We start from the raw sequence: 11640 nt of genomic DNA, 5'->3' as shown, positions 1-11640 counted from the left end.
TAAAGCAAGTGGGCATTCGACTTGCGCCGCGATGGGCTTGACCGGCCTCATCGCGGGGCAAGCCCGCTGCTACCTGTCAGACTTCAGTGAGGTCCGAGGTGGGCGGGGTGGGGGTGTTGACGCTGTCCAGTTGCTGGTCGGCAAGATCCTGGGCCAGGGCAACCATGGTCATGGTCGGGTTCCACGAACCACTGGCCGGCCACAGCGCACCGCCGGTGACGTAGACGTTCTCCACGCCATGGGGACGGTAGTCCAGGCCAACCACGCCTTCGTCCTTGTCGCCGATCCACAGGGTCGAGCCCTCGTGCACCAGCCCGGCCACACGCCGTTCAGGGATGCTTGGCCGTTCGCCGGTCCAGTGGCCCAGGTTCGGGTCGCCGTGCCAGTACTCGACCTTGCCTTCAGGGGCGAACACCCGCTCCATCATCTGGAAAGTGCCTTCGTCCATGGTGTCCCAGGTTTGCTGGTCGGTCTTGCTGGCCAGCACCTGCAGGTTGACGTTGGTGGTCGGGTCGGCCTGGTCGTTGAGGTGGAAGTGGTTGTCGGGGTTTCGGAAGTCGATCTCGCCAAGCACGGCGCAAACGAACACCAGATGGTCCTTCGACGATTCCAGCTGCGCCATCGACGCCGTGGCGACCACGTCCGGCATATAGCGTGCGGCTTTCTGCGCGTTCTTTGCAGGTTTGCGGTCTGACAGCACCGACAACTGCACGTGGTACTGCATGCCGCTTTGCTTGTTCTTGCCGGCCAGGTAAATGGCCGCGAGCTCAAGCTCGGCCAGTTTGTCGGCGAACGGGTAGTCCTTGCGCGGCACCCGTGCCACCACCGAGGTGATGAAGTGGGCGGTGAAGCGATCGCCGGCACGTTTGATTTGCGGGAACGAGTTCATCAGCAAGGTCGCCGGCGGCAGGGTGCCCATGGCCAGGATCAGCTTGGCGTTGCCGATGTTGATCACCCCGCGCGAGGTTTGTAGCGCCGTGGCCGCGCCATCCTGCTGGTGGATGCGCTCGACGATGCACTCGGTGATGATCCGCAGCGGGCTGCCAGTACCGGCAGCGGCGCGGTCGGCCTGTTTGCCGGCCAGCTCCATGATTGCCGCCGGGGTCGAGAACTTGGCAAAGTCCACGCCACCGGCGCGATCGGCCGCGGCGGCCAGGGGCGCCGACAACCAGCGGGTGGCCGAGTCGATCTTGCCGATGTTGTGCTCGAGCATGTTTTGCAGCTCAAGCTGCAGGGTGCCGTAGACCGGGCGTTGCTCGGTGACATGGGCGCGCACCTGCGGGTCGAGCTGGGTGTCGATCTTGTCGGCCGGGATGACGTTGAGCAGCTTTTCGGCCGACTCGAAGCGGGCCTCGGCGGCGGCGATGGTCTGCTCGGGCCAGTAGGCCATTTCCTCCTTGGTCGGCCGAGGGCACCAGGCGCTCCACATGATGCTGCGGCCACCGAAGAACGGCACCATGCCGTGCTGCCAGCCGATGTTGCCCGGTGGCTGGCTGGCGGTACGCGCCGAGAGGGTCCAGGGGAAGGTTTCGGAGAAACCGCCAAGGGTTTTCTGGTAAGGGATCGGCAGGTTCTGGAAGTGCTCGGGGAGGAAGAACGGCCCGCGCTCGACCATCAGTATCCGCGCCTTGGGCTGGCTTTCGAGGATGCGTTCGGCGAAGGCCAGGGAACAGAAACCGGTGCCGATGATGATGAAATCGAACTGTTCTTCTTCGCGGACCTGCTTCCAGGCCGACTCGGAGAGAAAGAACACGTGGTCCAGCACCTTCTGGGCGTTGGGTGTTTGCGGACCGGGGGTAGGGTAGCCGTGACCGAAGTTGGTCGAACTGGTGACTGCGCTCATTGTTGCCTCCAATCATTGTTGGCAGAGGGTCTATCGTCCTTGTGCAGCGTGCAGCCGGGGGGCTGCGCTGCTAACGCTAGCAGAGCGAAGTGGCAATTCAAGATCACTTGGTCGGGGGAGCCGCGGGCCTCAGGCAACCCCGGAGTACTTCACCGCTGCCGCCGCCCGCGACGGCACATTGAGGGTGCGCAGCAACGACGACACATGAATGCGCACGGTAAACGGCGAGATGTCCAGCGCACGGGCGATTTCCTTGTTGGTCTTGCCCTGGGCGATCAGGCGCAACACCTCTTGCTGGCGTGCGGTCAGGGTTGTGGCGACGGCGCTGCTGTCCAGCGGCAGGAGCCCGGAGGGGGCAAAACGCACCAGCACTTCACCTTCACGAATGGCCAGGATCGCCTGGCCGATCTCGTCCGGGGCGATGTTCTTGCCAATGAAGCCGTCAATGCCGGCGGCCATGACCTCGCCGATCAGTTCCTCGTCATCGACCATCGATACCACGATCAAGGTGGTGCGCCGTAATTGCTGACGCAGCTCGACCAGCTGGCTGATGCAGGTCAGCCCCGGGAAGCGCAGGTCGAGGATCAGGGTGTCTGGTTCCGGGCCGTTGGCGACCAGCTTGAGCACCGTGTCGAAATCACCGGCCTCTTCGCTCCGGGCATCGGGCAGCAGGCGCTGGACCGTACGCAGCATCGCTTCGCGAAACAGCGGATGGTCGTCGGCTATGATGATCCGGCATGCCATGGTGAGTGCCTCCCTGGGCCTGGCGTTCCTTTCGGACGTGCTACTTTACCACCGGGTACGGGCACCGCCCGGTGTTCATGCTGGATATGACGACTGTCGCACAAGGATGTTCCGATGAAGTTCGAGAAAAACTCCGAGCTCGACCAGGCTAACCTGCGCATCATTGTCGCCTGTATTGCCGTGGTTTATATCAGCGTGCTGGGCTTTCTGCCCGGGCAGCATTTTGAAACCTACCGGCCGATCGTAATCTACATCATCCTGTTCCTGCTGCTGTCGGTGGTTATACGCCAGGTTATCGTGCGCTGGCCGGGGGTGTACCCGGCGCGGCGCATTTTCAGCATGGTCCAGGACTACACCGGTACCTGTTTCGGCCTGGTGGTGGGCGGCGAGGCGGCATTGCCGCTGTACGCGGTGATGGTCTGGGTCAACCTGGGCAATGGCATGCGCTTCGGCTCGCGCTACCTGGCGATCGCCACCGCCCTGGCGCTGCTGGCGCTGCTGTGCGTCTACCGCCTGACGCCGTACTGGCAGGCGCAACCGTTCATGGTGCTGATGCTGATGATCACCAGCACGGTCATCCCCATGTACGCGCACCTGTTGCTTGAACGTACGCGCAAGGCTTCGGAGGAGGCCACCGCCGCCAACCTGGAAAAATCGCGCTTTCTGGCCCAGGCCAGCCACGACCTGCGCCAGCCCATTCATTCCATCGGCCTGTTCACTGCCTGCCTGCGCGAGGCGCGCCTGGGCGATGAAGAACGCCGGCTGGTCGACAACATCGACCGCTCGTTGCTCAACGTCTCGCAGCTGTTTCGCTCGATCCTCGACCTCTACACCCTCGACAACGGCCGCCTGCAGCCGCGCCTGCAGCCTGTGCAACTGGGCGAGTTTGTTCACGACCTGCTGCGCCAGAACGCCGAGGCGGCGCGCTGGGCAGGCGTCGAGCTGCGCTTGCGTGCCTGCGCGCACTGGGTGCAGATTGACCCGGCGCTGCTGGCGACCATGGTCCAGAACGTGCTGTCCAACTGCTTCAAGTACGCGCCGCAGCGCCCGCTGCTGATCGGCGTGCGCAAGCGTGGCGAGGGCCTGGCCATTGTCATTTATGACCAGGGCAGCGGCATCGAGGCGCAGGAACTGCCGAAGGTTTTCGAAGAGTTCTACCGCGTGCGCCAGTTGCGCGACAAGGACGTCGAGGGCGTGGGCCTGGGCCTGTCGATTGTCCGGCGCCTGGGGCAGATGATGGGCATGCAGGTGACGATACGTTCGCGAGTGGGCCATGGCACGGCCGTCAGCCTTGAAGGTTTGCGCGAAATTTCCGCGCCCAAGCGTCAGGCCTACCGTGAAGACCCGAGCCAGGTCGGCCTGCTGACCGGTTTGAAAGTCTGCCTGGTGGAGGATGATCGCAACGTGCTGCTGGCCACCAAGGCCTTGCTCGAGCGCTGGGGCTGTGACGTCCAGGCCGAACTGAGCGGCAAGGACCTGGCCAGCGACTGCGACATCATCGTCGCCGACTATGACCTGGGCAACCACGCCACCGGCATCGAGTGCATCGATGAGCTACGGGCGCAACGGGGCAGGGCGGTGCCGGCGCTGATTCTTACCGGCCACGAAGTGGAGAAGATCCAGGCGGCCCTGCACGACCGCCAGATCGCGATCCTGTCCAAACCGGTGCGCCCGGCCGAGCTGCGCGCTACCTTGCGGGCGTTGCGCGAGGCCTCGGCAGCGTCGGTTTAGCCTGGAATCAGTACCGCTGCAGCGGATTTTGCGGGCGGCCACTGTTCTTGTTGTAGCATTGCGCGCCCATGCCCATGCCCATCGAGGCGATCCCGATCATCACGCCGCTGGGCAGCTCGCAGTTGTAGTCACCCGATGCGGTGCTGGCGATGTAGTAAGTGGAGCTGTGGTCGCTGCGCACGTTGGAAATCTTCGTCACCGGCTCGCCGATGGTGGTCTGCGCGGTGGACTTGAGACGGTCTTCGTTGGGTTTCATGGTCTGGCAACCGGCGACGGCGACCAGCAGGGCGCTGAGCAGGGTGATCTTGCTGAATGCTGATTTCATGGTGCATCTTCCTTGGTGTTGTTCTGTTTTACCGGCACAACGATCCCGCACGCCGCATAGGCGCGGCGTTGGGGAACACTGGGGGTTGCCGGGGAATATAGCGCCAGGGAGGAGGGGGGTCGATTAGCACAAATGGGCTAATGGCATATTGATATAATTTTTTATCTATCGTTGTGACAAGGATATCCGCATGCCCATTTATCTCGCAGCAGAGCAACAGCTGAACGTAGGACACGCCACCGTCATCGAGGCACCGGCGCAGGAGGGGCCTTTTGCCGTGGTCTTCGAGGACGATGAAAATACCGCCTATTTCTACGCCCTGGACAGCAGTGCCAGTGACAACCCGATCCAGGATGCGCTGCATATCTATAACGTCGAAGATATCTCCGACCGGGAGAAGCCCTCGACGGTGAAGATCGGCTGGTCCATGGACCACAGCAAGGCGGTGCTGCTGATCAATGAATATCCCCATGCCGTGTTTGATTTTACCGGCAAGCAGGGTTACTGCCACTCAGGCTTTCCGCCGTCTGTGGGGAAGGGCTGGTCGCTGCAGGGTCATGAGTGGCAGGAAGACGTACTCAAGCTGTTTGCCTGAGGCATGAATATATAACTCAACTAAATAGTTATTTAGTTGAGTTATATTTTAAGGCTATAAAAAAGAGCAGGGCAGTAGCGTACTTCCAGGTTCACCTTTGTTCAATGGCCGCGTGGGGAAACTCCTCGCGCAAAGCCTGGCTCAACCACTCGATAAACCATGCAGCATCTTCCGACAACGGCTGTTGCGGTGTCAGCACTTGATAGCTTTCAAGTGCAATTTGCGCGTCGGTACAACGCACCAGCGAGCCGTCTGCCAGTTCATGTTTGACCAGCACTTCGGTGGCCAGGGCAATCCCGTGCCCACGCCGGGCCAGGTTCAAGGCAATGTCGTTGCTCATGTGCGAGGCTTCGGACCTGACCTTTAGCGGTAACTGTTGCGCCGCAAACCAACTGTTCCACCAGGTGCCGTCGTCGACGTGAATCAGCTCGCAGTTCGGCAAGTCCTGCACCTGCAGGGCTTTATTCGGCAATTTTGCCAGGTACGTCGGCGAACAGACCGGGAAAACCGGCGGTTTGATCATCCTCAGAAACACCCCTGAATGCTCGCCTGGCAGGCCAAAACCGATACCCAGGTCAGCCTGACGGGCATCCACTGACGTGAACGAGGCATTGGGTTCAATGGCCAGCTTCAGGCCCGGGCGCAGGCTGCGCACTGCATCGACATGCGGCGTCAACCAGCGAGACGCAAAGGCCGGGACACACAGGATGCGCAGCCAGCGCTCCTGCTGGCGACTTGCAACCCGCGAGCCGGCATCGGCCAGAATCTTTAGGGCCTGGGTCGCGGCCCGGTGAAACTCAAGCCCGGCCGCAGTCAGAGTAACGCCGCGAGGCGTACGCTCGAGCAGTTGCACGCCCAGCCAGTCCTCAAGGTTTTTCACGTGGCGGCCAATGGCCGGCTGGGTCACGTGCAGCGCCCGGGAAGCGGCCACGTAACTGCCCAGGCGCGCAGCCGCCTCGAAGGCACGAATGGCATTGAGCGGAGGCAGACGGTCGCTGGGCATGGCGTTCACTGTTGTTAGTTTTTGTAATATCGACCCGGACTTTATTGTTCTTTTCCCGCCCCGGCAAGTTGATAAGCTCGAAATCGACTGACGCAATTTCACTGGATGTCGAGGAAGTACCGATGTTACGCAGAACAATAAAAAAACAATCCACCCAGGTTTTTTCGCTGTTGGCATTGAGCATTGCCGCACTGGGCTTGACCCATAGCGGTATCAGCCTGGCTAGCGACCAAGGCGCACACTGTGGCGTTCCAGGGCTCAGCGTTTGCCCGCAACCCTTTGATAAAACGCTGCCCGACCCGCACAACATGCTGACCTGGGACCAGGCCACACGGGTAGTGGGTTTTCGTAATACCTACCGCCTGTACGAAGGCGATGTATTCAGCACCCAGGGCGTCAAACCATCGCCATTAATGCCGGCCAGCAGCCCATTGCCAGCCATTGACTATGCAATGAACGGCAAGCACTTCAGCATCGATAACTACATCGCCAACCAGAGCGTCACCGGCCTGTTGATCCTCAAGGACGGCAAGATTGCCTACGAGTACTACGGCAAGGGCAACAGCGAAAACACCCTGTGGACCTCGCGCTCAGTGGCCAAATCGGTGGTCAGCGTGCTGGTGGGCGTGGCGATAAAAGAAGGCAAGATCAACTCGGTGGACGACAAGATCACCCGGTACATCCCGGAACTCAAAGGCACGGCCTGGCAAGAGGTAACCTTGCACCAGTTACTGCAGCACACCTCGGGCGTGGTCTGGGATGAAAACTACGCATCACCTGACTCCGATTTCTCCCACATGACCCAGTGCGAAGCCAAGCCTGCGCCATACGACTGCGTGTTCAACCTGGTCAAATCGGTGAAACGCAAACCCGGGGTCAATCCGGGCGAAGTCTGGTCCTACAATACCGGCGGCGCCTGGCTGGTGGGGCGCGTGCTGGAAAACGCCACCGGCATGACCCTGGCCAAATACCTCGAAAGTCGCATCTGGAGCCGTTACGGCATGCAGCAGGATGGCGTCTGGCATGCCTTGGTCAAAGACAAAGTCGACATGGGCGGCCACGGCTTCAACGCAGCACTGCGTGACTGGGGCCGCTTTGGCCAGTTCGTGCTCAGCGGCGGTCAGTTGCCATCCGGCGAGAAGATCCTGCCGGATGACTGGATTGCACGCTCGACACACTGGACCACCGCCAAAGGCTCGGTCACGCCATCGGCACCGAACGGACAGTACGGCTATCAATGGTGGTACTCGGCGCCGGCACCTGACGCCAATGCCGAACCCAAGAAAACCGCCACCAGCGAACAAACGTTCTGGGCGCTTGGGATTTACGGCCAGACCATTGCAATCAACCCGGCGGAGAAACTGGTGATGGTGCAATGGTCGACGTGGCAGAACGCAGAGACACCGAGTTCGCTGTATGACGAGCAGGCGTTGTTTGTGAATGCGGTGAGTGAAGCGTTGCACGGCAAGTAACGGTGTAAGGCTGAAAACGGGTGGTGCCAGGCTTGAAATCTGTCCTGGCACTGCCCGTGGGCTGCTATAGATGACTACGCATAATGTATATTATGTTAAATAGAGTATTATGAAAGAAAGCCCGGCATCACCGCCGGGCTTTGCACTACACGGAAGTAAATCTCCAAATTTCTGGCCTGTAAATATCCGAATCCGTAGAGCCTCCCCGGATTCGGATATTTACTTCCTGACGCATTGTGCCTTCGTACATCTCCCTGCGACTGAAAAAATCGAGACTTCCTCTTCGGAATTTGTCACGCGCCCGTTTTACTGGGGCGAGCTTGAAACAAAATCGCGTCAAGCTGCTCAATTTCGAAATTTCCTCGCCTGTCGGTTGCATGTCTGACTCGGGAATTCAGTGACCTGTGTTAGCGCAAAAATCATCGACGTATCGATCCTGTGCGCAGACCTTTAGACTTTTCAGAAATGCAACCCAACCCCACCATACTCATCAACGGTTATTTGAAAAATTCAGAGAAACCGTGCATTCCCAAGTCTAGTGCCTGGCTCATCAAGGAGCGGTCCGAATTGCTTAAAGTTACGAGCTCGCTGGAATGTGACAATTGAGACCAGGCAGCCAAGGTACAGTGCCAGCATTTTTCGAGTCTGAGAGATCGCCACCCTCTTCCTTTGTGGGTACGACACGGTTCTGCAGAGTTACCAAAGATGGGGGAATAGAACCTCAATCGAGTCTGGTGAAAGGTTCAGCGATACAGGTTTACGATCGTCCAGATAGATCAGGCCCTCGCTGGCCATCTGCGCGAGAATGCTCTGAGTGGTTCGTTCGCCTACGCGTAGGCGGGCGTAGATATCAGCACGTTGCTGGTCGCCTTGATAGAGCAACGTTTTGTAGATATCGCGTGACTCGATTCGTAGTGGTGATAACTTTTGGGCCTTGCGATTGGTGTATACCCCGCGCTGTCGCAATTCGAAGTACGCATCGATACGGACGCCGAGCAGTTGTGGCTCGAGCACCGAACTGAAGTACTGCACTTGGCCCAACGCAGTTTCGAGGAAGTATCGAGTGAAGACCAGCAGGCCCGAGTCAGACAGTTCACAACGGCCGTCAAGATCGCCTTTCCTGGGGTGGTCCGCAGCACGCAGTGCGGCATAGTACGCCTCGACGTCCCGACCGAAGCCACGACTCATCGACCACAGCCCGTACCCACCCATACCGACTGCTTTGAGATACTGGTCCGTGAATAGCCGGCCGATCCGGCCATTGCCGTCCAGGAATGGGTGAATCCACATCAGGCGGTGATGCGCTCCTGCAGCCGCAAAGAAGCGGGAAAGCCCGTGAATCCTGTCAAGCCGGTACGCGTTTTCGAACCAGTTCATGTGGGAACGCATTTCCTCGACGCTTGGAGGAATGTGCTTACCCACGACTACGTCCTTCTGCCGAAATTCACCTGGTACCAGTCGAACTGTAGCGCCGCCATCATTAAGCTTGGGATCTAAGTACTGGTCAGACATGCTCGTATAAATCTCGCGATGCATCCGGGCAATCGCGTTACGGGAGCAGACTTCCACCTTGTGAATGGGGTCATCGGCAAGACGCTTTTGAGCCTCTATGTGACGCTTGATCTCCTGTAGGTCCTCGTCGAAGTTCTTCTCCTGGGAGCGCAGGACGTCTTCCGGATCCGTCGCGTTGCCCTCAATCTTGTTGCTATAGTACGAGTTTACCTGTCGCAGCAGATTCAACATTGGCAAGCGAAGCGGCGCAGGGATCTTCCCGTGCAACTCAATGTCGTACTGGATAAGCCTGACCACTGCTTCCTGTAGGTCCGATGGGGCTCTGTCATGTGGGATGAAGGGAGTGAGTGCCATTTGCCGGTTCTATGATTTATCAGTTGCCTTATAAATGAAGGCTTAAAACATCTTCAGAGATGAAGGGTGTCACCCCTCCTCCTTCAACCCAATTTCCGCCTATGCGAATTGTCGGTAGTTCCGAGCCCGGCTTGCGCCGCTACACATCGTCGCGACAACGATGCGTGCGTTCCTTCAAGCAAACTGACTGCGTCAGACTTCAGCCGCATACATGGGCCACTGCCCAGCCGAAAAGACCTGCAGGGTGATGTCACAGCCAAACCATTGGCTGGTGGGCATCTAGAGTCTGCAGCCGAGTAATTCGCCCCTCGGTGAAGAGAGAGGATGCGCTGCTCACATTCGTGCGTCTCTGTTATCAGGCTCTCTGCGCGAGGCTAGGCCTCTCGCGCTCCTTATGTGTACACGCCGTACTGCAGACGTACCAAATAATCATGCACGGTCTCATAGCCCGAGTGGGTCGATAACAGCGCACACGGTGCCACATGACCAAGACCTAACGCTGGCTCGATGAGCCAACGTTTAGCGATGCTGTATTGGCCAAAAACCCTTATAGCCGTCTTCATTATTTCGCTACGCATAGCTAGAAAGTGTCCGTATCGAATACTCCAGCAATAAGTGTGGGGCCTTTCAGAAAGTCTCGAAAGCATCACAGTGCTCAACCGTTCCCGCGTGAATTCTAATCCCTTGACCGCATAAAGGTGCTGAAACGAGGCGTTTTAGCTCCAAGTGGTGTGTTCGTCAGATTTCCTACCGGAATCTACCCAAGCACGACGGACATGCGCCTCGACGCTAACGAACTCAATGACCTATTGCTGTTGCCCGCTAGCCTGGCATCTGAGAGTCACGAGAACCAAGCCAAGCGACTGCTTGGAAAATGGAGAGCAGCGGCGGTGACCATAGGCATTTTGTTGTAGAAAGGGAGCCACCTTCGGCATGGAATATTCTACGCATGTCTGCGCTGCTCCCCGAAGATTGTCGCTGGAGAGCGGCACGATGGTAAACGAGAATTCAATAAATGAACACTATAGGGCTCATCCGACATCAGAATCTGAGCAAGTTCTCAAGGCTCAATGACCTCTTCTCTCAACCGGCTGATCAGCCCGTCCATACAGGCGTCAGGGTCTTGGAGCAAATAAGCGGTCACAATGAGACTTAGTGGGTGGATACCGATCCGACCTGCCAAGTCGTCAATTTTTTGCAGGGTTGGCGCCTTTATCCCACGCTCGAGTGCGCTCACATAGGTTCGGCTGCTCACCAAGGCGAAATCTTCTTGGGTCAAGCCGTGTAAATTTCGCATGCGTCGCAACGCTTCACCCAGGGCCTCACGGATTTCCATGATCATTCCTCGTAAAAGGAATGATGAAGCGCTAACGAACACAATAGGGCTACAACCTATAGTGTTCATTGTGGGATAATTTGAAGTTTCCAGCCCTAGCGACGAGTCGCCTAAAGGGCATGAAGTGCTCAGTGGAGCCTGCTTTGATCTATTTGTCTGAATCTCATACCCGCACTGTTCGTACTGGCTCTTACTGTGAAATTGAGGGGTTGTGCTTCTGGGTGACTTTGCGGTCGCCTACCAACGGTCAGAGGGAACGTGCAGCGGTCATTGAGAATGCTTACGAGCTCAACGTATTTCTCACCCAAGCCACTGGCGTCGATATCGAAAAAGTGCAAATGCTATGCCCTCCATCCATCACTGGACGTTCGCATTGGAGCATGGAGGAGCTTCGCAAGGTTGTGATTCATCGCGGGATTGAATCCTCAAAAAGCGCGGTGGTGTACGAGACTGAGGTGGCCACTTATAAATTGGGGGACCTAGACCTACGCTTACGTAAGCGTTCACACGCGTTGTTTTCTGCACGAATTCTGAAAGCGCGCACCTCCTGTAGTACGGCCCTAGCTCCAAAATCTGGTGAGGATCCACAACTGTACGCGCGCTATTGATGAGGTTACGCACCTACCTCCTTAGCTCTGGCACAAATACATGTGTTTCTGGCTACAAGTCTGTCTGTAGTGGTCAACTAATCCCGGACACCGCGTTAAGTTTTTCTTCGGCCATCG

10 protein-coding genes are annotated in these 11640 nt (G+C 58.2%); 3 read left to right on the top strand and 7 right to left on the bottom strand.

Features of this window, described 5'->3' with window-relative positions:
• Positions 1 to 76: 76 nt before the first annotated feature.
• Together LOY37_RS13330 and LOY37_RS13325 are read right to left on the bottom strand one after the other, a co-directional pair.
• Positions 77 to 1843: a GMC oxidoreductase gene (locus LOY37_RS13330; protein WP_045200864.1), complete on the bottom strand. Its 1767-nt coding sequence runs from the start codon at positions 1841 to 1843 to the stop codon at positions 77 to 79.
• 129 nt (positions 1844 to 1972) lie between these two features.
• A complete protein-coding gene (locus LOY37_RS13325) occupies positions 1973 to 2587 on the bottom strand; it encodes a response regulator transcription factor (RefSeq protein ID WP_045200862.1) in 615 nt (204 codons plus the stop codon).
• A gap of 114 nt (positions 2588 to 2701) precedes the next feature.
• Here LOY37_RS13325 and LOY37_RS13320 point away from each other — a divergent pair, with 114 nt between their 5' ends.
• Positions 2702 to 4318, top strand: coding sequence for a hybrid sensor histidine kinase/response regulator (locus LOY37_RS13320; RefSeq protein ID WP_258717149.1), 1617 nt, complete (start codon positions 2702 to 2704; stop codon positions 4316 to 4318).
• Between the two features lie 7 nt (positions 4319 to 4325).
• Here the strand turns inward: LOY37_RS13320 and LOY37_RS13315 are convergent, their stop codons facing one another.
• The gene (locus LOY37_RS13315; protein ID WP_093382978.1) at positions 4326 to 4643 is read right to left on the bottom strand and encodes a hypothetical protein; all 318 of its coding nucleotides are present in this window, start codon (positions 4641 to 4643) and stop codon (positions 4326 to 4328) included.
• Positions 4644 to 4833: 190 nt separating this feature from the next.
• Here LOY37_RS13315 and LOY37_RS13310 point away from each other — a divergent pair, with 190 nt between their 5' ends.
• Entirely contained in the window at positions 4834 to 5238 is a 405-nt protein-coding gene (locus LOY37_RS13310; RefSeq protein WP_258717148.1) for a DUF2251 domain-containing protein, read from the top strand.
• A 91-nt stretch (positions 5239 to 5329) separates the two neighbouring features.
• Here LOY37_RS13310 and LOY37_RS13305 read toward each other — a convergent pair whose 3' ends face one another.
• Positions 5330 to 6241 (bottom strand): LysR substrate-binding domain-containing protein, encoded by a 912-nt coding sequence (locus LOY37_RS13305; RefSeq protein ID WP_258717147.1) that lies wholly within the window; start codon positions 6239 to 6241, stop codon positions 5330 to 5332.
• 122 nt (positions 6242 to 6363) lie between these two features.
• Here LOY37_RS13305 and LOY37_RS13300 point away from each other — a divergent pair, with 122 nt between their 5' ends.
• On the top strand, positions 6364 to 7713 hold the full coding sequence (locus LOY37_RS13300; protein WP_258717146.1) for a serine hydrolase: 1350 nt from the start codon (positions 6364 to 6366) through the stop codon (positions 7711 to 7713).
• A 696-nt stretch (positions 7714 to 8409) separates the two neighbouring features.
• On the opposite strand, the gene LOY37_RS13295 is transcribed toward LOY37_RS13300, so the two are convergent.
• The 3 genes from LOY37_RS13295 to LOY37_RS13290 form a co-directional block, all read right to left on the bottom strand.
• Positions 8410 to 9579, bottom strand: a complete 1170-nt coding sequence (locus tag LOY37_RS13295; protein ID WP_258717145.1) for a Fic family protein — start codon at positions 9577 to 9579, stop codon at positions 8410 to 8412.
• Between the two features lie 392 nt (positions 9580 to 9971).
• Complete coding sequence (locus LOY37_RS27575; RefSeq protein WP_408980727.1) at positions 9972 to 10142, bottom strand: antitoxin Xre/MbcA/ParS toxin-binding domain-containing protein; 171 nt, start codon at positions 10140 to 10142, stop codon at positions 9972 to 9974.
• Positions 10143 to 10639: 497 nt separating this feature from the next.
• Positions 10640 to 10915: a helix-turn-helix domain-containing protein gene (locus LOY37_RS13290; RefSeq protein WP_258717144.1), complete on the bottom strand. Its 276-nt coding sequence runs from the start codon at positions 10913 to 10915 to the stop codon at positions 10640 to 10642.
• Positions 10916 to 11640: the final 725 nt, after the last annotated feature.

Source organism: Pseudomonas sp. B21-012, from assembly GCF_024749305.1.
Taxonomy (GTDB): Bacteria; Pseudomonadota; Gammaproteobacteria; order Pseudomonadales; family Pseudomonadaceae; genus Aquipseudomonas.
The sequence above is the reverse complement of the archived record's forward strand: the minus strand, read 5'-3'. Positions and strand labels throughout refer to the sequence as shown.